Raw genomic sequence first — 21,168 nt, forward strand, 5'->3', positions numbered from 1 at the left:
CATGAGCATTCCTGGCAGGAGCCTTCCAGCCGGGCCGGTATCAGCCGGAGAGGTAGCCGAGGAGGACGGATGGAGCTGTCGCTGACGACCCGTACCATCGCCGAGCACGCGGTGCTGGAGGTCGGTGGCGAGGTGGACGTCTACACCGCCCCCCGACTCCGGGAACGGCTGGTCGAGATGGTCGACGGAGGTGCCCGGCAGGTCGTGGTCGACCTGGGGCGGGTGGACTTCCTCGACTCCACCGGCCTGGGCGTGCTGGTCGGGGCGCTGAAGCGGCTGCGTGCGGTCGGTGGCAGCTTCGGTCTGGTCTGTGACAAGGAACCACTGCTCAAGATCTTCCGGATCACCGCGCTCGACCAGGTGTTCCCGCTCTACCCGTCGATCGAAGCGGCGACCGCGCCGGGCGCGGCGAACCCCACCGCCTGATGTCCACCGTCCGTTTGTCCTTCTCCCCGGCGCCGGTGCATGTCCGCACCGCGCGCCTCGTCGGGGTCGCGGTCGCCCGCCGGGCCGGGGTCGCCGAGGAGTTGCTCGACGAGGTACGGCTCGCCATCGGTGAGGCGTGCACCCGGGCGGTGGCCCTGCACCGCCAGTACGGCCTGACCGACCTGGTGCAGGTGGAGATGTCCGACGGCGGCCCCTACACCGTCCGGGTGACCGACCGGGCGCCGATCGAGGCCGGACTGGGTCTGGCCGCGCTTCCCCCGGACGAACTGGCCGATGAGTCGTTGACCGACGAGGCGCTCACCGTCGGCGTGGGCTTCGCCCTGCTCGCCGGATTTGTCGAAGATCTTCAGGTGCGCCCCGTGGATGAGGGAATCGGCACCGAGGTTCGGATGGTCTGGCCGGTCGGCCGCTGACCGTCGGGCCCGATCCGCGTGTCCGGTCGGCCGTTCTGTGGCCGCTGTGATCCTCCATAACAGATCAACTCCGCTAACACAGCGACGAAGATCATTGCGACACGGCGGGCGGTAACTGTGACCTCCAACACTGTGGGCGGCTAGAGTACCCGGGGTTATCAGCAAGTGCCCTGGTCTCGCGCTCGCGTGACCGGGTGATCACCGCTGAGCTGAAGCCTTGGCCCGGCGGAGACGCTTGCGAACCGTCGCTCCACGCGTGGAGACGCCGGACCGGTTCGTCCGCCGGCCGGCGCGAGTGTTGGGTACAGGAGGACATAGATGTCCACGACCTTCGCCGCCGAAAGCGGCGGGTTGTCCCTCAGCGGTGCGAACCTGTCGTACGTCATCATCGCCGCGGTTATCGCGTTGGTGGCGCTCGGCTTCGCCGCCACCTTGACCAAAGCGGTCCTGGCGACCGGTAGGGGCACCCCAAACATGCAGGAGATCGCGGCAGCGGTCCAGGAGGGCGCCTCGGCGTACCTCTTCCGGCAGTTCAGAACCCTCGCCATCTTCGTCGTACTCGCGGTGGTCCTGCTCTTCCTGCTGCCGGTGCACCAGACCGACGGCAGCGAGACGCTGGTGAAGATCGGCCGCTCGGCGTTCTTCGTCGTCGGCGCCGTGTTCAGCGCCTTCATCGGTGGCGCCGGCATGGCGCTGGCCACCCGCGCCAACCTGCGGGTGGCCGCCGCTGCCCGGGAGCATCAGGGCGGCCGGGAAAAGGCCATGCAGATCGCCTTCCGGACCGGTGGCGTGGTCGGCTTCCTCACCGTCGGCCTCGGCCTGTTCGGCGCGGCGATGGTCGTCGTGCTGTTCCGGGCCGACGCGCCGACCGTGCTGGAGGGCTTCGGCTTCGGTGCCGCCCTGCTGGCCATGTTCATGCGGGTCGGCGGCGGCATCTTCACCAAGGCCGCCGACGTCGGCGCCGACCTGGTCGGCAAGGTCGAGCAGGGCATTCCGGAGGACGACCCGCGTAACGCGGCGACCATCGCCGACAACGTCGGGGACAACGTCGGCGACTGCGCGGGCATGGCCGCCGACCTGTTCGAGTCGTACGCGGTCACGCTGGTCGCCGCACTGATCCTCGGCCGGGCCGCGTTCGGTGAGACCGGGCTGGTCTTCCCGCTGATCGTCTCCACCATCGGGGTGATCGTGGCGATCGTCGGGGTCTTCATCACCCGGCTGCGCGCCTCGGACCGCTCCGGGCTGACCGCGATCAACCGGGCGTTCTACGCCTCCGCGGTGCTCTCGGCGATCCTGGTCGCGGCGATGTCCTTCGTGTACCTCAAGCCGACCTGGAGCGAACTGCTCGGCGACGGCTGGCGTACCCAGCTCGGCGTGGAGGGCGAACTGCCGCTCGGGCCGCAGTGGTTCGCCATCGGCGCGGTTGCCATCGGCATCGTGCTCGCCGCCGCGATCCAGGCGCTGACCGGCTACTTCACCGAAACCAACAAGCGGCCGGTGCAGGACATCGGCAAGAGCTCGCTGACCGGCCCGGCGACCGTCGTACTCGCCGGCATCAGCATCGGGCTGGAGTCGGCCGTCTACTCCGCGCTGCTCATCGCGGGTGGGGTCTTCGGCGCGTTCCTGCTCGGCGGCAGCTCGATCACGCTCTCCCTGTTCGCCGTGGCGCTCGCCGGGACCGGCCTGCTCACCACCGTCGGCGTGATCGTGGCGATGGACACCTTCGGCCCGATCTCCGACAACGCCCAGGGGATCGCCGAGATGTCCGGCGACATCGACGAGCAGGGTGGCCGTACCCTCACCGAACTGGACGCGGTCGGCAACACCACCAAGGCGATCACCAAGGGAATCGCGATCGCCACGGCGGTACTCGCCGCGACCGCGCTCTTCGGGTCGTACACCGACACCCTGCGGGCGGCGTACGCCGACGCCGGGGTGAATGACGTGGCCGGCGAGATCCTCGCCGCGCTCAACGTGGCGAACCCGCGCAACCTGGTCGGCCTGATCATCGGTGCGGCGGTGGTCTTCCTCTTCTCGGGGTTGGCCATCAACGCGGTCTCCCGTTCGGCCGGTGCGGTGGTGCTGGAGGTACGCCGCCAGTTCCGCGACCTGCCCGGGATCATGGACCGGACCCAGCGCCCCGAGTACGGCAAGGTCGTCGACATCTGCACCCGGGACGCCCAGCGGGAGCTGGTCACCCCGGGCCTGTTGGCGGTCCTCGCCCCGATCGCGGTCGGTTTCGGCCTCGGGCCGGGCGCGTTGGCGTCCTACCTGGCGGGTGCGATCGGCGCCGGCACCCTGATGGCGGTTTTCCTGGCCAACTCCGGTGGTGCCTGGGACAACGCCAAGAAGCTGGTCGAGGACGGTGCGCACGGTGGCAAGGGCTCCAGCGCGCACGAGGCGACCATCATCGGTGACACCGTCGGTGACCCCTTCAAGGACACCGCCGGTCCGGCGATCAACCCGCTGATCAAGGTGATGAACCTGGTCTCGTTGCTGATCGCGCCGGCTGTGGTCGCGTGGAGCGTGGGCGCTGACCGGAACACTCCGTTGCGGATCACGGTCGCGCTGGTCGCCGTCGCGATCGTGGTGGCTGCGGTGATCTACAGCAAGCGCAAGCCGGTCGCCATGTCGGATGACGAATCGGGCCCCGGTGCCAGCTCCGAGCCCCGCCCGGAGACCATCACCGCCTGACCGCCCCTGTGGAAGGAAGGGCCCCTTGTTAACGCTATGCGTTAACAAGGGGCCCTTCCTTCCACCAAACGTGAAGGGGGTATGGCTGTGCCAGCGTGGCGTCCCTCCCTACCCGTACGCTGCAACGCATGCGTACGCCCCGCGCGCCGGCCGCCGGGATTCTCCCCGTGGTCCTGTGCACCCTCGTGATGCTGATAGGTGGATGTGGTGGGGGGCCGCCCGCGCCGGCCTGGGCCGCCTCGGTCTGCGACGCGTTGGACCCGTGGCGGGTCGAGATCGATACGTTGACCAGCAGCGCGCAGCAGCAGATGACGGCGCAGACCACGCCGGCGCAGGCGAAGGAGAACCTGGTCCGGATGATGGCCGGCGCGGAGCAGGCGAGCGAGGCGGCGCGGCGGGGCGTGGTCGAGGCGGGCGTGCCCGACGTGTCGCGGGGCGAGGTGGTCTCGGAGGGCTTCGTCACGTCGTTGACCCAGGTCCGGGACGCGTACGGCCGGGCCAAACGGTCGATCGAGGCGTTGGACACCGGCCAGTCCGGGCCGTTCTACGACGGGGTCAAGGCCGCGGTCGACACCCTGAACAAGGAGTACGACGCCAGCGAGCTGGACACCAGCAAGCTCAACTCGCCGGAGTTGAAGCGGGCCTTCGCCGAGGTCCCGGAGTGTCGCTGACCACGCCTTCGGCGGATCCGCCGCCGGTGCCGCCACCTGCGGCGCCGGGAGCGGAGCCGGTGGCGTCGGGAGCGGGGCCGGTGGCGACCGAGCCGGTGCCAACCGGGTCGGGGGTGACGGAGGAGACGGTGCCACCGGCCGGGGTTGCCCCGGTCCGGCAGCTGTCGCTCTTCGGGGTGGAGGCGACCGAGCCGTCGCCGGCCGACCTCACCGGCCTGCTCGTGGGGCCGGGGCAGGTGGTCCGGATGGGTGGCACGGCCAGGGTCTCGGTGGTCGTCGACTCCGCGTGGCGGGTGCACGTACTGGCGGCGGAGCTGGCGACACGGGGTCTTCCGGTGAGTTGGGAGGGGACCGGGGACCAGCGGCACGAGGTGCGGACGGCGTACGCGACGACGCTCGCCCCGCTCGCCCGGAGCTGGTTGCGGGGTGGGGCGAAGCGGCCGCCGGCCGGGTTGTACCTGAACGGTCGACGGCTGCGGCTCTGGGTGGCCGCTGCGGGCAGCCCGGAGCCGGCGGGTTTTCTGCTCCGGCTCGGCGACGCCGAGGAGAACTGTTGGGAGCCGGTGGGTGCCGCGCTCGCCGCGGTGGGGCTGCCGGCCGTACTGTTGCCCCCTCGGGCGGCTGGTCCGGCGTACCGGATCACCGGCCGGCGTCGGTTGGCCCGGCTGATGGAGCTGGTGGGTGAGCGGCCGGCGGCGGCGCCTGCGGCGAGTTGGCCGACTTCAGCCGGTTAGGCGATTTGGTTCCTATTTCGGATCTTTTAGCCATTCTCAGCCCTGAATCAGGCACAATCCGGTCGACTGTCCGATAGCGGACAGGGAACCGGAGATATGGGAGATAATCGACCCACCGCGAGGCATCAGAGAAAGATCGTCGTGGCCGATGGATCCAGACCGATTCATCCTAGGTGTACGGTGTCGCCGTCCGGGATGCACCACCCAGGCGGCTTCCGGGGTCGGCGTTCGCGCAGCGTGAGAGGGCTCTTCACGGCCCGCGCAACCCTCGCGGCGCGCAGCGCGTTACGTTGGACGTCCAGCGAGCCGACCCATCGGCGGCGGTCTGGCGGTAAGGCGGACCACGGTGGTCCGCAGGGCGAGTAGTCGTGAGTGAGGTCGGGGAGAGACGTGCCGAGTAACGCCAAGAGCACCCGTCTGGTCATCGTCGAGTCACCGGCGAAGGCCAAGACGATCTCGGGCTATCTCGGCCCGGGTTACATCGTTGAGGCCAGCCTGGGGCACGTCCGTGACCTGCCACGCAACGCCGCCGACGTGCCCGCCAAATACAAGAAGGAACCGTGGGCCCGGCTCGGCGTCGACGTCGACCACGGGTTCACCGCGCTCTACGTCGTCTCCGCCGACCGCAAGCAGCAGATCGCCAAGTTGACCAAGTTGGCCAAGGAGGTGGACGAGGTCTACCTCGCCACCGATGAGGACCGCGAGGGCGAGGCGATCGCCTGGCACCTGGTCGAGACCCTCAAGCCCCGGGTCCCGGTCAAGCGGATGGTCTTCCACGAGATCACCCGGCCGGCGATCCAGGCGGCGGTGGCCAACCCCCGCGAGATCGACCGCGACCTGGTGGACGCCCAGGAGGCCCGCCGCATCCTCGACCGGCTGTACGGCTACGAGGTCTCGCCGGTGCTCTGGAAGAAGGTCATGCCGAGACTGTCGGCCGGCCGGGTCCAGTCGGTGGCCACCCGGATCGTGGTCGAACGGGAGCGGCAGCGGATGGCGTTCCGCACCGCCGAGTACTGGGACATCCTCGCCACTCTCGCGGTACGTGACGCAGGTGAGGGACCGCGTACGTTCCACGCCACCCTGATCGGGCTCAACGGCGACCGGATCGCCACCGGTCGGGACTTCGAACCGACCACCGGCAAGGTGAAGCCGGGCGCCGGGGTGACCCACCTCGACGGTGACGGTGCCCGTGGGCTCGCCGCCCGCCTCGACGGGCGGCCGTTCACGGTCACCCGGGTCGAGGAGAAGCCCTACCGGCGCCGCCCGTACGCGCCCTTCATCACCTCGACCCTCCAGCAGGAGGCGGCCCGCAAGCTCCGTTTCTCGTCCCAGCAGACGATGCGCACCGCGCAGCGGCTGTACGAGAACGGCTACATCACCTATATGCGTACCGACTCGGTGAACCTGTCGGAGACCGCGATCGCCGCGGCCCGCCGGCAGATCGCCGAGCTGTACGGCGAGCGGAACGTGCCGCCGGAGCCGCGCCGCTACACCGGCAAGGTGAAGAACGCGCAGGAGGCGCACGAGGCGATCCGCCCCGCTGGCGATCACTTCCGCACCCCGGGTGAGCTGGCCAACGAACTCTCCGGTGAGGAGTTCCGGCTCTACGAGCTGATCTGGCGCCGGACGATCGCGTCGCAGATGACCGACGCGGTCGGCTCCAGCGTCTCGGTGCGCATCCGCGCGGTCACCGAGGCCGGTGAGGAGGCCGACTTCGGCGCCACCGGCAAGACCATCACCGACCCGGGCTTCCTGCGGGCGTACGTCGAGTCCTCCGACGACGAGAACGCCGAGGCCGAGGATGCCGAGCGGCGGCTGCCGACCCTGGTCAAGGACCAGCCGCTGACCGCCGACGAGCTGGCCGCGACCGGGCACACCACCCAACCGCCGGCCCGTTACACCGAGGCGTCGCTGGTCAAGGCGCTGGAGGAGCTGGGTATCGGGCGGCCGTCGACGTACGCCTCGATCATGCAGACCATCCAGGACCGGGGGTACGTCTTCAAGCGCGGTCAGGCGCTGATCCCGTCCTTCCTGGCGTTCGCGGTGGTCGGGCTCCTCGAAGGGCACTATCCGCGCCTGGTCGACTACAACTTCACTGCCGCGATGGAGAACGAGCTGGACGAGATCGCCGGTGGTGACCACGCGGCGGTCGACTTCCTCACCTCGTTCTACTTCGGCAGCGACGTGGCCGGGAACGACTCGGTGGCCCGCTCCGGTGGGCTGAAGAAGATGGTCACCGAGAACCTGAGCGAGATCGACGCGCGCAGCGTCAACTCGATCCCGCTGTTCCGGGACGACGAGGGACGCGACGTGGTGGTCCGGGTCGGCCGTTACGGGCCGTACCTCCAGCGCACCCTGCCTGGTCCGGAGGTGCAGGCGCCGACGGCGCCCGCCCCCGAGGGTGAGGGCGAGGCCGGTACGACCGAGGACGGCGGTCCGGCCGGTGACCGGGTGTCGCTTCCGGAGGGGGTCGCGCCGGACGAGCTGACCCCGGAGAAGGTCAACGAGTTCTTCCTCGGCGGTGGCGGCGAACGCAAGCTCGGCGAGCACCCGGAAACGGGCGAGCCGATCCTGCTCAAGTCCGGCCGCTTCGGCCCGTACGTCTCCAGTGGTGACCGGAAGTCGTCGCTGCTGAAGTCGCAGTCGCCGGACGACATCTCGCTCACCGAGGCGCTCCGGCTGCTCAGCCTGCCGCGTGTGGTCGGGCTCGCGCCGGACGGGGCGGAGGTGCTGGCCGCCGCCGGTCGCTACGGCCCGTACGTCAAGCAGGGCGACGAGTTCCGCTCGCTGGACTCCGAGGACAAGATCTTCACGGTGACGCTGGAGGAGGCGTTGGCGCTGCTGGCGGCGCCGAAGGCCCGGCAGCGTCGCGCCGCCGCGCCGCCGTTGCGGGAGATGGGTGCCGACCCGCTGACCGAGAAGCCGTTGGTGATCAAGGATGGCCGGTTCGGTCCGTACGTGACCGACGGGGAGTTCAACGCGTCGCTGCGACGGGGTCAGACCCCGGAGGCGCTGACCCTCGAAGAGGCTTCCGAGATGCTCGCCGAGAAGCGGGCCAAGGGGCCGGCGCCGAAGAAGAAGGCGGCGGCGAAGAAGGCCCCGGCGAAGAAGGCGGCCGGGGCGGCGGAGCCGACCGCGGCGAAGAAGACGGCGGCGAAGAAGGCGGCCCCGCGCAAGGCCGCGCCGAAGAAAGCCACCGCCGCGAAATCCACTACCGCTACCAAAGCGACCAAAAAGGCGGCCCCGGCGAAGGTGACCGACCGTTCCGAGTAACTGTTCGGGGGAATGAGCGCCGGATCGGATTTTCCGATCCGGCGCCATGCTTTACGCTCCACCGGTGGCGCGACGGGGGATATGGAGCGGCCACCGCCAGACAATGCTGTTGTTTTCGGTCGTACTGGCGGGGGCGCTGATTGTTATCGGCGGAATTGGTTATCGGGCGGACTGGTGGGGCGAATCCCCTCGAAGCTCCTCCTGGGTGGACCCGTCGGGCGGTGAGCCGTCCGGGAGTCAACCGCCGGGCGGTGGCACCGCGGGGGCGCCGCCGGGGACGCGACTCGACGCGCAGGGGCGCCGGCTGCTCACCGTGCTGGGCGCGGGTGACGTGCTCATCCATCCCGAGGTGACGGAGCAGGCGAAGCGGGATGCGGCCCGGACCGGCCAGGCCGGCGGCTACGACTTCTTCCCGATGTTCGAGCGGGTGGCGCCGGCGATCAGCGGCGCCGACCTGGCGATCTGCCACCTGGAGACCCCGCTGGCACCGGCCGCCGGCCCGTTCGAGGGTTATCCCCGGTTCAGTGCGCCGCCGCAGGTGGTCGACGGGTTGCGCCGGGCGGGCTTCGACGCCTGCTCCACCGCTTCGAACCACACCATGGACCAGGGCGCGCAGGGCGTGAAGCGCACCCTGGACGCGCTCGACGCGGCCGGGCTCGGCCACGCGGGCAGTGCCCGTGACGCGGCCGAGGCGAACACGCCGAGGATCTACGAGGCGGCCGGGGTGAAGGTCGGGCACCTGTCGTACACGTTGAACTTCAACGGGCTGGAGCGCCCGGCCGGCAAGCTCTGGATGGCCAACCTGATCGAGCCGGCGAAGATCCTGGCCGCGGCGAAGAAGCTGCGCGCGGCCGGTGCCGAGATCGTCGTGCTCAGCCTGCACTGGGGTACGGAATACCAGCATCTTCCGGACGCCGATCAGTTGGACTGGGTGAAACCGCTGATCGAGTCGCCCGATATCAACCTGGTCCTCGGGCACCATGCACACGTGGTGCAACCGTTCGAGGAATTTGACGATAAATGGGTCGTTTATGGCATGGGTAACCAGATCGCCCGGCATGCCGATCCGGTCAACGATAATCGCGAGGGTGTGATGGCCAGGATCACCTTCACGGAAATGGCCCCGAAAGAGTGGAAAATCACCGAGGCTGCCGCGATCCCTATCTGGACCGATATAAGTCCGGATATCCGACTGGTGGATCTCGCCGCCGCTCTCGCGAATCCGGCCCTGGCGGCGGACCGGCGGAAGGTCTACCAGGGGGCGTACCAGCGGATCACCGGCTATCTGACCGCCCGGGGCGCCGACCAGGACGGTCTGAAGGTGCTCGCCCCGACCGGCTGAGTGCCGCCGCCAGGGAACCTCAGCCGCCGAGGACCCGTTCGGTGTAGGCGTTGGCGAAGACCCGCCCCGGATCGAGGCGGTCCCGTACGGCCACGAAGTCGTCGAACCTCGGGTAGACCGCACGCAGCGACGCCGCGTCCCGGTAGTGCAGCTTGCCCCAGTGCGGGCGGCCACCCAGGCCGATCGCCTCCCGCTCGAACGCCTGGAAGTACGGCTCGTACGGCGCGCCGACGTACTGGTGGATCGCCAGGTACGCCGACTCCCGCTGGTAGCCGTGGGAGAGCCAGATGTCGTCCGGTGCAGTGAACCGGACCTCGACCGGGAACTGCACCTTGAACGGCAGCCCGTCGACCACCCGGCGCAGCGCGGTCAGCGCCTCGGGCAGGGCGGCGCGGGGCAGCCCGTACTCCATCTCGGTGAACCGGACCCGGCGCGGGGTGCAGAAGACCTGGTCCGAGCGACCGGTGTAGGTGCGGGCGGTGAGTGCGCGGGCGGAGATCGCGCTGATCGGCCGGACCAGGCCCGGCACCGCCCGGCCGAGTCGGCAGGCACCGGCGAAGACCGTGTTGGCCAGGAACTCGTCGTCCAACCATCCCCGGAACCGGGGCAGTGGCCGGTCGTCGAGTGGCACCCGGTTGTTCGTCTTGACCTGCACCCGGTCGGTGTACGGGAACCAGTAGAACTCGAAGTGGTCGTTCCGGTCGATCAGGTCGGGCAGGTCGGCGAGGACCGTGGCCAGCGGTGCCGGCCGTTCGTCGGCCCGGAGCACGAAGGCGTCCACGCAACGGAGGGTGACCTCGGTGATGATCCCGAGCGCGCCCAGCCCGACCCGGGCGGCGGCGAACAGTTCGGGGTCGGTGGTGGCGGAGCAGTGCCGTATCTCGCCGGCCCCGGTGACCAGGGTCAGGTCTTCGACGAAGGTGGAGAGGCAGCCGTATCCGGCGCCGGTGCCGTGGGTGCCGGTGGAGAGGGCGCCGGCGACCGTCTGGGCGTCGATGTCGCCGAGGTTCGGCATGGCCAGGCCGTGGCTGGCCAGCAGCGCGTTGAGGGCGCGCAGTTCGAGCCCGGCCGGTACGGTGGCCAGCCGCTGCTCCTGGTCGATCCGGATCGGGCCGCCCAGGTCACCCAGCTCGATCCGGAGGTCGGTGGCACCGGCGATGTCGGTGAAGGAGTGACCGCTGCCGACCGCCTTGATCCGACGTCCGGCCGAGGCCGCGACCCGTACCGCGTCGGCCAGTTGTTCCACGGTCGACGGTCGCAGCACGGTGCTGGCGGTGGCGCGCTGGTTGCCGGCCCAGTTCGTCCAGCCCGGGGCGGGCGTGGTGGACGGGGGCGTCGCGCCGGGCGGCGACACCGCGCCGTACGGCGATGGGGTGCTGGCCATGCAGCCTCCAGAGCCGAATATGAGTAGCATTCATATCAGGCTTCGATGCGATGAGTAAACATCGCACACCAGGTCCGATCGTTAATCCAGGTAACGTTTCGAACTCGCGACGTGCAGACACATCTCATCCGTCGAAGGGGGAGTGGCGACGCGTGTCCACATCAACCGCCACGAGTGGTCCACTACGCCGCGTCCCGGTGCAGGGCCGTAGTGTTGCCAGGGTCCAGCGCATGCTTGACGCCTGTGCCGAACTGGTCGACGAGGTCGGCTACGAGGGTCTGACGACGACCCTGCTCGCCGAGCGGGCCGAGGTGGCGATCGGTTCGGTCTACCAGTTCTTCCCGGACAAGCGGGCGATCGTCCAGGCGCTCACGCTGCGCAACATGGAGGCGTATCTCGAACGCCTCGCCGACCGGTTCTCCCAGGGCGACCTCGCCCACTGGTGGGACGGGGTCGACGCCGGGATCGACGAGTACATCGCCATGCACCGGCTGGTGCCCGGCTTCCGTACGCTGCACTTCGGCGACGTGGTCGACGTGCACCTCCTCGACGACCAGCGGGACAACAACGGGGTGATCGCCGAACAGCTCGCCCGGGTGCTGGTCGAACAGTTCGGGATCGCCGACGGCCCACCGCTGCGCTTCGCGCTGGAGATCGCGGTCGAGGCCGCCGACGCTCTGATCAAGCTCGCCTTCCGGCGGGACCAGGACGGCGACGAGCGGGTGCTGATCGAGGCGAAGGCGCTGATCCGCGAATACCTGCACCGACAGGTCGGCACCGTCGCCGGTGGCGCTCAGCCGCCGGTCGTCGGGGTCGTCGCGGCCGCTTCGGCCACCGCCACGGCGGTGGGGGACCCGGCGCCCAGCGCGGCAGGCTGAGGCGCGGTCCGGTCAGCCCGGTCGGATCAGCTCGAAGGGGCGGACGGCCGGTCAGCCCGGTCCGGTGGCGGGGTCAGAGGAACGCCTGACCCTCGCCCCGGTAGCTCGGCACCGTCGCCACCACCCGATCCCCCTCGATCAGGTGCAGCTCGTTGACGTGTTCGCTCAGCTCGCCGGCCTTGGCGTGCCGGAACCAGACCCGGTCGCCGACGGTCAGTGCCTCCGCCGCCGTACCGGCGAGCGGGGTCTGCACCTCGCCGGCCCCCTCCGAGCCGATCAGCTTCAGCCCCGGTGGCAGCCAGGGCTGCGGCAGCCGGCTCGGTTCGGCCGGCCCGGAGGCGATCCAACCGCCGCCGAGCACGGTCGCCAGACCGGGTGCCGGGCGCCGAACCACGGCGAGGGCGAAGAAGGCGGCCGGGACCGGGCGCCACGCGCGGTAGGTGTCGAAGAGGGTGGGCCCGTACAGGCCAGAACCGGCGGTGACCTCGGTCACGGCCGGGTCCGCGCTGGTCGCGGCCACACTGCCGGTGCCGCCACCGTTGACGAAGTCAAGCTCGGCGTGTTCGCGTACGGCGGCCACCGCCGCACCACGACGTGCCGTCAACTCCGGGTACGACCGGCGCTGGAGTGCCCGGATCGCCACGCCCCGCAGCGCCTGCCCCGGTGGCGCGTCACCGAGCCCGGCTATCTGCGCCTCGTACGACATGAGCCCGACCAGCCGGAACCCGCGCCGGGCGACGACCCGGGCGGCGAGCGCGCCGGCGTCGGCGGCCGAGTGCACCGGCGAGCGGCGTACCCCGATGTGCAGCCGCCCCCGGGCCGGCCGCCACGAGGCGTCGAGGTCCAGGCAGACCCGGATCGGTGCGCGCCGGTCCGGTGCGGCGACCGTGTCGATCAGGTCGAGCTGGTCCGGACTGTCCACCATCAGGGTCACCGCCGCCGCCAGTTCGGCGTCGGCGGCGAGTTCGGCCAGCCCGGCCCGGTCCGCGCTCGGGTACGCCACCAGCACGTCGTTGCTGACACCCGCGCGGACCAGCCAGCTCGCCTCGCGCACGGTGTACGCCATCACTCCCTGCCAGCCCGGTCGGGCCAGCGCCCGGGTGAGCAGGTCGCGGCAGCGGACCGATTTGCTCGCCACCCGGACCGGCTTGCCCGCCGCCCGCGCGGAGAGCGCGTCGGCGTTCGCGTCGAACGCGGTCAGGTCGATCGCCGCGAACGGCGGATCGAGGTGCGCGGTCGCCCGGTCCAGGCGGTCGCGCAGGGCGTCTCGGTCGGTTGGTACGTCGGTGTGCACATGTGCACGCTAACTGGCCCCCCGTCAATGCGAAACACCTTCGCGTATTGGTGGTTCGTGTCGGGTCGTCCCGACCGTCCCGACCCCGGGATCAGGGGAATGTCGGGGTGGGAGCGGTGAGCGCCGCGATTAGAGTGTGTCCCGGGGGAGCCCAGCCCTGGGCCGGCACGGGGAGGTACGGCCATCGACACCAATCGCGGCGGCGAGCCGGGAGCGACACCGGACCCGGAATCGACCGCCGAGCCGGGCGCGACCTCCTCGTCAGCCTCCGCCCCGGTCGACCGTACGGGCTACCAGGCGCTCCGCACGGTGCTGCGGATCCGGCCCTTCCGTCGGCTCTGGCTGGTCCTCGGCGCCGCCTCGTTCGGCGACTGGCTCGGCCTGCTCGCCACGTCGATCTTCGCCGCCACCCAGGTCAGCGGGGACACCGCGAAGGGCCTGGCGTTCGGTGGTGTGATCGCGGTGCGGCTGCTGCCGGCGCTGCTGCTCGGCCCGGTGGCCGGGGTGCTGGCGGACCGGTTCGACCGGCGCCTCACCATGGTCGTCTGCGACCTGCTCCGCTTCGTGCTCTTCGCCTCGATCCCGCTCGCCGCGCTGCTCAACATCGGCGGCGGACTGGTGGTCGGTTGGGCGGCGGTGGCCACCTTCCTGATCGAGGCGATCACGCTGATCTGGATCCCGGCCAAGGAGGCGGCGGTCCCGAACCTGATCCCGCGTACCCGGTTGGAGGTGGCGAACCAGCTCACCCTGATCACCACCTACGGGGTGACCCCGGTGCTCGCCGCGATCAGCATCGCGGTCCTGGACCGCAGCGTGCGCGCCGTTTCCGGCGGGCCACCGCAGGGCTGGAACGACCCGACCCAGTTGGCGCTCTACTTCAACTCACTGAGCCGGCTCGCCACCGCTCTGGTGGTCTTCTTCGGGATCCGGGAGATCAGCGGGCGAAGCCTCGGGCGCGAGGAGGGCGAGGAGGGCGAGCGGGGCGAACGGCAGAGCATGCTCCGGCAGTTCGTCGAGGGCTGGCGGTTCATCGGCAAGACCCCGCTGATCCGGGGCCTGGTCCTCGGCATCTTCGGCGCGTTCGCCGGCGGCGGCGTGGTGATCGGCACGGCGAACTTCTTCACCAAGTCGCTCAGTGCCGGCGAGGCCGCGTTCTACCTGCTCTTCGGCTCGATCTTCATCGGCCTCTCGGTCGGCATCGGGCTCGGCCCGATGATCGTCCGGGAGATGTCCCGGCGGCGCTGGTTCGGCATGAGCATCGTCCTGGCCAGCGCCTCGGTGCTGTTCCTCGCCGGCTCCATCCACCTGTCGATGGCGATCCTCGGCGCGGTGCTGGTCGGCGCCGGTGCCGGGATGGCCTTCCTCTCCGGCACCACGCTGCTCGGCGGCGAGGTCGCCGACGAGGTACGCGGCCGGGTCTTCGCGGTCGTCCAGACCGGCACCCGGCTGGTGCTGATCCTCGCCATCTCGGTCAGCAGTCTGCTGGTCGGTGTCGGTGGCTCCCGCGAACTGCGGATCGCCGACCTCGGTATCTCCGTCTCCTCCACCCGACTGCTGCTGCTCGTCGCCGGGATCGCCGGGATCTTCGCTGGCGTCAACGCGTTCCGCCAGATGGACGACAAGCCCGGCGTACCGGTCCTGCCGGATCTCTGGGGCTCGATCCGGGGACGCCCGCTCTCGCCGGCCGAACCGTTCACCTCGACCGGGGCGTTCGTGGTCTTCGAAGGAGGCGAGGGGGCCGGCAAGTCCACCCAGCTCGCCGCGCTCGCCGAAACCCTGCGCCAGGAGGGCCGGGAGGTGGTGGTGACCCGGGAGCCGGGCGCGACCGACGTGGGCGTACGGATCCGCTCCCTGGTCCTGGAGAGCACCACCGCCGGTACGGCCCCGCTCTCCCCCCGCGCCGAGGCGCTGCTCTACGCCGCCGACCGGGCACATCACGTCGCCACCGTGGTCCGGCCGGCACTCGCCCGGGGGGCGGTGGTGATCAGCGACCGGTACGTCGACTCGTCCCTGGCCTACCAGGGCGCCGGTCGTACGCTCCCGGTCGACGAGGTCTCCTGGCTCTCCGCCTGGGCCACCGGCGGCCTCAAGCCGGACCTGGTGGTGCTCCTCGACGTCGACCCACGGGCCGGGCTGCTCCGGGTCACCTCCCGGGGAGCGGGCAAGGACCGGCTGGAGGCCGAATCGCTCGACTTCCACGACCGGGTCCGGGACGCCTTCCTCGACCTGGCGGCGGCCGACCCGAAGCGCTACCTGGTGCTCGACGGTTCCGGACCGGTCGACCAGATCGCCGCCGCGATCGCCGCCCGGGTCGGCGGCATGCTCGGTGAACCGGATGCCGTCGTGCACCCTGGTCCGGCGAAGCCCATCGACCTCTCGGCGGAGCCGAAGACTACCGCCGGTGACGACTCGGGCGGCCTCGAACTGGAACGGCGGTCCTGATGACGAACGTCTTCGCCGACCTGGTCGGCCAGGCCGAGGCGACCGAGACCCTGCGCCGCGCCGCCGCCTCGGCGGCACAACTGGTCCGTAACGCCGAGGCCGGTACGGAGCCGGGCGACGTCACCGGCAGCGCGATGACCCACGCCTGGATCTTCACCGGCCCGCCCGGCTCCGGTCGGTCCGTTGCCGCCCGCGCCTTCGCCGCCGCGTTGCAGTGCGAGTACGGCACCGGCTGCGGCGAGTGCGCCGGCTGCCACACCACCCTGGCCGGCACCAACGCAGATGTACGGTTCGTGGTCCCCGAGGGACTCTCCATCGGCGTCGGCGAGATGCGTGCCCTGGTGCTTCGGGCGGCGAGCACCCCGTCCGGTGGCCGCTGGCAGGTGCTGGTGATCTCCGATGCCGACCGGCTCACCGAGGCCGCCGGCAACGCCCTGCTCAAGGCGATCGAGGAACCCCCGCCCCGGACGGTCTTCCTGCTCTGCACCCCGTCCACCCACCCGGACGACATCTCGGTGACCATCCGGTCCCGGTGCCGGCTGGTGCCGTTGCGCCAGCCCGCCGCCGAGGCGGTGGCGGCCGTGCTCACCGAACGGGACGGGATCGCCCCGGACCTGGCCGGCTGGGCGGCGGCGGCGGCACAGGGACACGTCGGTCGGGCCCGGCGGCTGGCCCGCGACCCGGAGGCACGTAAGCGGCGGGACGCCGTACTGGCCGTGCCCCGGCGACTGACCGGGGTCGGGGCCTGCTTCGACGCCGCCGCCACGCTGATCGAGTCTGCGGAGGCGGAGGCCGAGGCGGCGGTGGCCGATGTGGACGCGAGTGAGCGGGCCGCGTTGCAGACCGCGCTCGGTGCCGGTGGCACCGGCAAGGGGGCCGCCGGCGCCGCCCGGGGTTCCGCCGGGCAGATCAAGGACCTTGAACGTCGGCAGAAGTCGCGGGCGACCCGGGCCCAGCGGGACGCGCTGGACCGGGCCCTGGTCGACCTGGCCGGCTTCTACCGGGACGTGCTCGCGGTGACGCTGCGCGCCCCGGTCGCGCCGGTGCACACCGACACGGCACCGCTGGCCGAGGCGGCGGCCGGGAAGTGGGCACCGGAGGCGGCGCTGCGCCGGCTGGAGGCGGTGCTCGCGTGCCGTACCGCGATCGAGACGAACGTCAAGCCCCGCATCGCCGTCGAGGCGATGATGCTCGCGCTCTGGCGCGGCTGACCACACCCCTCCCGGCCCGTTCCGGTGCCCCCGTGCGGGGTTCCGTTTCCATCGACCAACCGGTACGGTGCGGTGCTTGGTGCAACTGGGACGGCACATTCGGTGAATGGATGCCGGGAGGAGCTCATCGATGTCGCGGGAGATCGACGAGGCCTGGATCGAGGAAGCGGTCGAACGCTACCGCCGGATCGAGTCGTTGCAGGCCGAGTTCGACCAGGCGGTGCGGACGGTCGAGGTAAGTGTCCGGTCACCGGACGGGCTGGTCGAGGTGGTGGTGACCGCCGACGGCACGATCACCGACGTACGTTTCCTGGCTCCCGCGCAGCAGCGGGCCAACGCCGACCTGGCCCGCTCGGTACGGGCGGCGGTGACCGCCGCAGCCGACGCCGCCCGGTGGGCCCGGGAGAAGTTGCACACCGAGACGTTCGGCGCGTACCGGCGGCTGACGGAGGCCTGAGTGGAGAGTCTGCGTGAACTCGCCGACCGGCTGGACGAAGCGGCTGCCACGCTCACCGGTGCCGGCCGTGGCCTGGCCGCCGCCAGTGGGTCGGACCGGGTGCCGGACGCAGCCGGTACGGGCCGGTTCACCGAGACCACCGGGGCGTTGACCGGGCAGTGGTCGGCCGCCACCGGCGCCCGCGCCCGCGAAGCCGTCACCGCCGCCGACCGGATCGCCGACCTCGCCGCCAACCTGCGCCTGGTCGCCGAGGGCTACACCGACACCGACGACGCCGCCCGCCGCCGGCACGCGCAGGAGGTGTGATGGATCCGCTGGACCATCTCGCCGGGCCCGCCGCCGACCTGCTCGGCCGGGTCGACGACCTGCTCGCGGGCGCCGGGGCGCCGGACGACCACCGGATCTGGCCACTGCTGCGCCGGCTGCGCGCCCTGCCCGGGGCCGTACTCGGCGAGGTGCTCGTGCTCCGGCCGGCGCCGTTCGCCGCCGCCGGGCACGCCGTACGCGCCCAGGTCGGCGAGTACGACCACGCGCGGCAGCGCCTGACCGGCGACGACCCGTGGCAGGGTGCCGGGGCGCAGGCGTACGCGGCGCACCGGGACGCGCTGGTCGCGTACCTCGACGGGGACCGGCCGGAGAGTCTGACCGGGCGGCTCGACGCGACCGCGAGTTACGCGGACGCGGTCGCCGACTGGATGGTCCGCACCCGTTACGCGCTGGCCCGCACCCTCGCCGAGGTGCTCGGCTCGGCGGAGGCGGTGGCGGTGGTCACCGCCGGCCGCAGCGGTGACCCTGGTCCGGCCGGACCTGCCGCCGCCGAGATCGGCGCCCGGGTGCTGGCGACCGTGGCCGAGGCGGAGGAACAGGCGCGGGCGCTGCTGCACCAGTGGTCGGAGGTGCTCGCCGAACTGCCCTACCGTGCCCCGGCCGGGGCCGGTACCGGCCGGTTCGACACCACCACCCGGGTCGCCCGCTGACCGTCGGCCCCGTCCCCGGAAATCCGGTGGGGGAGTCTGCGGTGTTTTGGACGTAGGGTGGGCGGATGGGGATGCTGTGTGCGGTGAGCTTCACCCGGTACGGGCGCCTGTACTACCTGGATCCGGGCGACTTCCGCCCGGCCGTCGGGGACCGGGTGCTGGTCCCCACCGACGACGGGCCCGAGGTCGCCGAGTGTGTCTGGGCGGCCCAGTGGGTCAGCGAGGACACCAGCGGATTCCCCCGGTTGGCGGGGCTCGCCGGTGACCCGGAGTTGCGCCGCGACGAACTCCAGCGCAAGCGCAAGGCGGAGGCGAAGGTCGCCGCCAAGCGCCTGATCCGCGAGCACGGTCTGCCGATGAAGGTGATCGCCGTCGACCACGTGCTCGAAGCACCGGGCGGCACCTCCTCCGGGTCCCGTACGACGATCTACTTCACCGCACCGCACCGGGTGGATTTCCGGGCGCTGGTCCGTGACCTCGGCGCCACCCTGCACTGCCGGGTGGAGCTGCGTCAGCTTTCCGCCCGTGACTCGGCCCGGGTCCAGGGCGGCATCGGCTCCTGCGGGCGGGACCTGTGCTGCGCCACTTTCCTGACCGACTTTGAACCGGTCACCATCCGGATGGCCAAGGACCAGGACCTGCCACTCAACCCGCTGCGCATCTCCGGTGCCTGCGGCCGGTTGATGTGTTGTTTGAAGTACGAACATCCGCTATACCAACAATTTCAGGCCACCGCCCCGGCGGTCGGGGCACGGGTCGACACCCCGGACGGGGCGGGCCGGGTGGTGGCGCACAGCGTGCCGCGCGACTCGGTGGTGGTACGGATGGACGCCGACGGTTCGCGTACGTCGTGCAGCCGGGCGTCGGTCTGCGGCTCCCGTCAGGCCCACGAGGAGCGCTACGCGTAGCAGCGCTTGGCTCACGCCGAGGGGCGGTCGGGCGGCATCCAGCACATGATGCGGTCGAAGATGGCCCGTACGTCCGGCGGTGGCCCGAGGGCCGAGTCGTAGACGTGCAGGTCCGAGATCGCGTCGACGAACTGCGTCCCGAGATAGAGCATCAACGCGATCCGTTGGTGGCGGAAGCTCACCGTCAGGTCGAGCCGGGCGTCCGCGCACGGCCACGGTTGGGCGCAGATCCGGCAGCACCAGACCGGGCGTAGCGGCAGGTGGAGTTGCCGGCTGGCGACCGGCTTCGGTTCCATCACCAGACCGGCCCTCGCGGTGCGGCCGGTTCCCGGTCGAGCAGCACCCGGCGCCGGATCACGTATTCGGCCTCGGGCTGCTCGGGCTTGCCCGTCGGCTTTTCGACGCCGCGCAGGGTGACCCACTCGGTGTCGTACGCCCCGGCGTCCATCGGCACGTGCGTCACCCGCAGGTGGAGATCCCCCATGTTGTCCTGGTGCAGGGGCACACTTTCGCGGTGGTAGTCGCCCGCTTCGGCGTCGACGATGTCGCCCGGACTCACCAACGGTCGCCCGGTCATCTCCGGTATCCGTTGCGCCGGGCGAGGTCGTAGCCGAGTCGCTGGCCGTACGTGATGACGTGCTGCCGGTGCACCGCCGTTGGCTCGTTCGCCCAGGACGGGAGAGGTGGCGGCGGCGGTGCCGGGGGTGGCGGGGGCGGACTCGGCGCGAGCAGGCGCAGGATGAGGTCCCACCAGATCTGGACGACGAACATCGCATTCCTTTCGGTGTTTGGAATGCGGGGCCGTCCCGTTCGGGAAGGCGGGACGGCCCCGCGCAACTTCCGCCCGTCCTTGCCGGTGGATTCGAACGAAAGCGCTTCCTCTCCACCCTGGACTATCGACGTGCATTAAAGGAATATGTTCACCGAACACTAAGGACGCACCATCTCGGATGCGTCTCTTTATGTGGGGCGTGGCCTCTTATAAGGAGGAAATACGGGTGAATAACCTTCCGGCACGACTCAAGCAGCTACGCGCAGAGCGCGTGATCACCCAGGACCAGGTGGCCGACGCGATCCAGGTCAGCAATTCCTTGATCGCGGCGTTCGAGACGAACCGGCTGGTCCCGCAGTCCGACACCGCCAAAGCTCTGGACGATCATTTCGGCACCGGGGACGAGATCCAGAAAGCATCGGCCGAGGCTCGGAAGAACCGCCGGCCGACCCCGCCGAGCTGGTTCCTCCCCTGGCAGGGCGTTGAGGAGACGGCGACAACCCTGCGCTACTTCCAGGCGAGTCTGCTTCCCGGCCTGTTGCAGACTGAGGCTTACGCCCGAGCAGTGTTCGCCAGCACGGGGCTGCTCTCCGACGAGGAGGTGGAGAGCCGGGTCGCCCTCCGGATGGAGCGGCAACTCGCGATCCTCGACCGGAAGGATCGCCCCACCTGCGTCTTCTTCCTCGATGCCGCCACCCTCCGGTGCGGGCCTCCGAAGATCGCCAAGGACCAACTGCTGCAATTGGCGGACATTGGCGCCAGGCCGAACATCTTCGTGCACGTCATCCCCGACTCCGCCGGGTTGCACGCGGGCCTTAGCGGTACCTTCGCTTTGGCCACCATCGAGGCCGGAAACATGGTTGGTCTGCTGGGGGACTTCTATGAAGATCGAGTGGTACCGGAGCCAACCCGCGTGACCGGCCTGGACCGGACGTGGCAGGCTATAGGTGCGGTCGCGCTTCCGTGTGGCCAGTCAAGAGACCTTATTCTGAGGTTGGTGAATGATCATGACGACTCAGTGGCCGACCTGGCGCAAGTCCAGTCGTAGTGGCCAGAACGGCGGAAACTGCGTGGAGGTCGCCGACAACCTCCCCGGTCGCGTCCTCGTCCGCGACAGCAAGGACCAGTCCGGCCCGACGCTGACCTTCCAACCGGAGGCGTGGCGCGACTTCGTCAACCTGGCGAAGCGCGGATAGCCCGTCCCGACACACCCCTCCCGAAACGCTGCGAAGCCCCGACCATTCGGCCGGGGCTTCGCCGTATCTTGTGGA

At 70.7% G+C, this 21,168-nt stretch carries 21 protein-coding genes; 16 read left to right on the top strand and 5 right to left on the bottom strand.

All coding sequences use genetic code 11. The features are described from left to right. The first annotated feature begins 69 nt into the window (after positions 1-69). The 7 genes from BDK92_RS20545 to BDK92_RS20575 all read left to right on the top strand — a co-directional run bounded on the left by BDK92_RS20545 (position 70) and on the right by BDK92_RS20575 (position 9,574). Positions 70-426, top strand: a complete 357-nt coding sequence (locus BDK92_RS20545; RefSeq protein WP_121158185.1) for an STAS domain-containing protein — start codon at positions 70-72, stop codon at positions 424-426. Then, the gene (locus BDK92_RS20550) at positions 423-860 is read left to right on the top strand and encodes an ATP-binding protein (RefSeq protein ID WP_121158186.1); all 438 of its coding nucleotides are present in this window, start codon (positions 423-425) and stop codon (positions 858-860) included. The genes BDK92_RS20545 and BDK92_RS20550 overlap by 4 nt, the downstream gene beginning before the upstream one ends. 318 nt (positions 861-1,178) lie before the next feature. Continuing rightward, positions 1,179-3,554 carry a sodium-translocating pyrophosphatase gene (locus BDK92_RS20555; RefSeq protein WP_121158187.1) on the top strand — a complete coding sequence of 792 codons (2,376 nt, stop codon included), beginning with the start codon at positions 1,179-1,181 and terminating at the stop codon, positions 3,552-3,554. Positions 3,555-3,682: 128 nt separating this feature from the next. Further along, positions 3,683-4,225 (top strand): hypothetical protein, encoded by a 543-nt coding sequence (locus tag BDK92_RS20560; RefSeq protein WP_121158188.1) that lies wholly within the window; start codon positions 3,683-3,685, stop codon positions 4,223-4,225. Next, positions 4,216-4,959 (top strand): hypothetical protein, encoded by a 744-nt coding sequence (locus BDK92_RS20565; protein WP_425462245.1) that lies wholly within the window; start codon positions 4,216-4,218, stop codon positions 4,957-4,959. The genes BDK92_RS20560 and BDK92_RS20565 overlap by 10 nt, the downstream gene beginning before the upstream one ends. A gap of 390 nt (positions 4,960-5,349) precedes the next feature. Beyond that, positions 5,350-8,232, top strand: a complete 2,883-nt coding sequence (gene topA, locus BDK92_RS20570) for a type I DNA topoisomerase (RefSeq protein WP_121158189.1) — start codon at positions 5,350-5,352, stop codon at positions 8,230-8,232. A gap of 103 nt (positions 8,233-8,335) precedes the next feature. Then, a complete protein-coding gene (locus BDK92_RS20575) occupies positions 8,336-9,574 on the top strand; it encodes a CapA family protein (RefSeq protein WP_121158190.1) in 1,239 nt (412 codons plus the stop codon). 19 nt (positions 9,575-9,593) lie between these two features. Here BDK92_RS20575 and BDK92_RS20580 read toward each other — a convergent pair whose 3' ends face one another. Then, complete coding sequence (locus BDK92_RS20580) at positions 9,594-10,958, bottom strand: D-arabinono-1,4-lactone oxidase (RefSeq protein WP_121158191.1); 1,365 nt, start codon at positions 10,956-10,958, stop codon at positions 9,594-9,596. Between the two features lie 152 nt (positions 10,959-11,110). Between BDK92_RS20580 and BDK92_RS20585 the strand changes: the two genes are divergently transcribed. Continuing rightward, the gene (locus BDK92_RS20585; protein ID WP_211349314.1) at positions 11,111-11,836 is read left to right on the top strand and encodes a TetR/AcrR family transcriptional regulator; all 726 of its coding nucleotides are present in this window, start codon (positions 11,111-11,113) and stop codon (positions 11,834-11,836) included. A gap of 73 nt (positions 11,837-11,909) precedes the next feature. Here BDK92_RS20585 and BDK92_RS20590 read toward each other — a convergent pair whose 3' ends face one another. Then, entirely contained in the window at positions 11,910-13,130 is a 1,221-nt protein-coding gene (locus tag BDK92_RS20590; RefSeq protein WP_121158193.1) for an amino acid deaminase/aldolase, read from the bottom strand. Positions 13,131-13,439: 309 nt separating this feature from the next. On the opposite strand from BDK92_RS20590, the gene tmk reads away from it, so the two are divergent. From tmk to BDK92_RS20620, 6 genes are all read left to right on the top strand, one after another. Beyond that, complete coding sequence (gene tmk / locus BDK92_RS20595) at positions 13,440-15,572, top strand: dTMP kinase (protein WP_246017149.1); 2,133 nt, start codon at positions 13,440-13,442, stop codon at positions 15,570-15,572. Next, complete coding sequence (locus tag BDK92_RS20600) at positions 15,572-16,783, top strand: DNA polymerase III subunit delta' (RefSeq protein ID WP_121158195.1); 1,212 nt, start codon at positions 15,572-15,574, stop codon at positions 16,781-16,783. Before tmk ends, BDK92_RS20600 begins: the two co-directional genes overlap by 1 nt. 130 nt (positions 16,784-16,913) lie before the next feature. After that, complete coding sequence (locus BDK92_RS20605; RefSeq protein ID WP_121158196.1) at positions 16,914-17,240, top strand: YbaB/EbfC family nucleoid-associated protein; 327 nt, start codon at positions 16,914-16,916, stop codon at positions 17,238-17,240. Then, complete coding sequence (locus BDK92_RS39085) at positions 17,241-17,546, top strand: hypothetical protein (protein ID WP_170208629.1); 306 nt, start codon at positions 17,241-17,243, stop codon at positions 17,544-17,546. Beyond that, complete coding sequence (locus BDK92_RS20615) at positions 17,546-18,217, top strand: hypothetical protein (protein WP_121158197.1); 672 nt, start codon at positions 17,546-17,548, stop codon at positions 18,215-18,217. Before BDK92_RS39085 ends, BDK92_RS20615 begins: the two co-directional genes overlap by 1 nt. Before the next feature lie 65 nt (positions 18,218-18,282). Next, the gene (locus BDK92_RS20620; RefSeq protein WP_121158198.1) at positions 18,283-19,125 is read left to right on the top strand and encodes a PSP1 domain-containing protein; all 843 of its coding nucleotides are present in this window, start codon (positions 18,283-18,285) and stop codon (positions 19,123-19,125) included. A gap of 11 nt (positions 19,126-19,136) precedes the next feature. On the opposite strand, the gene BDK92_RS20625 is transcribed toward BDK92_RS20620, so the two are convergent. The 3 genes from BDK92_RS20625 to BDK92_RS20635 are packed head-to-tail and all read right to left on the bottom strand — an operon-like array spanning position 19,137 to position 19,896. Beyond that, positions 19,137-19,421, bottom strand: a complete 285-nt coding sequence (locus BDK92_RS20625) for a hypothetical protein (protein ID WP_121158199.1) — start codon at positions 19,419-19,421, stop codon at positions 19,137-19,139. Beyond that, a complete protein-coding gene (locus BDK92_RS20630; protein ID WP_121158200.1) occupies positions 19,421-19,702 on the bottom strand; it encodes a hypothetical protein in 282 nt (93 codons plus the stop codon). The genes BDK92_RS20625 and BDK92_RS20630 overlap by 1 nt, the downstream gene beginning before the upstream one ends. Beyond that, positions 19,699-19,896 carry a hypothetical protein gene (locus tag BDK92_RS20635; RefSeq protein WP_121158201.1) on the bottom strand — a complete coding sequence of 66 codons (198 nt, stop codon included), beginning with the start codon at positions 19,894-19,896 and terminating at the stop codon, positions 19,699-19,701. Before BDK92_RS20635 ends, BDK92_RS20630 begins: the two co-directional genes overlap by 4 nt. 227 nt (positions 19,897-20,123) lie before the next feature. Here BDK92_RS20635 and BDK92_RS20640 point away from each other — a divergent pair, with 227 nt between their 5' ends. Continuing rightward, positions 20,124-20,945, top strand: a complete 822-nt coding sequence (locus BDK92_RS20640) for a helix-turn-helix domain-containing protein (protein ID WP_170208630.1) — start codon at positions 20,124-20,126, stop codon at positions 20,943-20,945. Then, positions 20,905-21,093: a DUF397 domain-containing protein gene (locus BDK92_RS20645; RefSeq protein ID WP_121158203.1), complete on the top strand. Its 189-nt coding sequence runs from the start codon at positions 20,905-20,907 to the stop codon at positions 21,091-21,093. The genes BDK92_RS20640 and BDK92_RS20645 overlap by 41 nt, the downstream gene beginning before the upstream one ends. Positions 21,094-21,168 lie beyond the last annotated feature (75 nt).

It is taken from the genome of Micromonospora pisi (assembly GCF_003633685.1).
Classification (GTDB): Bacteria; Actinomycetota; Actinomycetes; order Mycobacteriales; family Micromonosporaceae; genus Micromonospora_G; species Micromonospora_G pisi.

Coding starts and splice junctions, on each gene's coding strand:
- BDK92_RS20545 (WP_121158185.1), top strand. CDS start 70: ATGGAGCTGTCGCTGACGACCCGTACCATCGCCGAGCACGCGGTGCTG.
- BDK92_RS20555 (WP_121158187.1), top strand. CDS start 1,179: ATGTCCACGACCTTCGCCGCCGAAAGCGGCGGGTTGTCCCTCAGCGGT.
- BDK92_RS20560 (WP_121158188.1), top strand. CDS start 3,683: ATGCGTACGCCCCGCGCGCCGGCCGCCGGGATTCTCCCCGTGGTCCTG.
- BDK92_RS20575 (WP_121158190.1), top strand. CDS start 8,336: ATGCTGTTGTTTTCGGTCGTACTGGCGGGGGCGCTGATTGTTATCGGC.
- BDK92_RS20580 (WP_121158191.1), bottom strand. CDS start 10,958: ATGGCCAGCACCCCATCGCCGTACGGCGCGGTGTCGCCGCCCGGCGCG.
- BDK92_RS20600 (WP_121158195.1), top strand. CDS start 15,572: ATGACGAACGTCTTCGCCGACCTGGTCGGCCAGGCCGAGGCGACCGAG.
- BDK92_RS20605 (WP_121158196.1), top strand. CDS start 16,914: ATGTCGCGGGAGATCGACGAGGCCTGGATCGAGGAAGCGGTCGAACGC.
- BDK92_RS20615 (WP_121158197.1), top strand. CDS start 17,546: ATGGATCCGCTGGACCATCTCGCCGGGCCCGCCGCCGACCTGCTCGGC.
- BDK92_RS20620 (WP_121158198.1), top strand. CDS start 18,283: ATGGGGATGCTGTGTGCGGTGAGCTTCACCCGGTACGGGCGCCTGTAC.
- BDK92_RS20625 (WP_121158199.1), bottom strand. CDS start 19,421: ATGGAACCGAAGCCGGTCGCCAGCCGGCAACTCCACCTGCCGCTACGC.
- BDK92_RS20630 (WP_121158200.1), bottom strand. CDS start 19,702: ATGACCGGGCGACCGTTGGTGAGTCCGGGCGACATCGTCGACGCCGAA.
- BDK92_RS20635 (WP_121158201.1), bottom strand. CDS start 19,896: ATGTTCGTCGTCCAGATCTGGTGGGACCTCATCCTGCGCCTGCTCGCG.
- BDK92_RS20645 (WP_121158203.1), top strand. CDS start 20,905: ATGACGACTCAGTGGCCGACCTGGCGCAAGTCCAGTCGTAGTGGCCAG.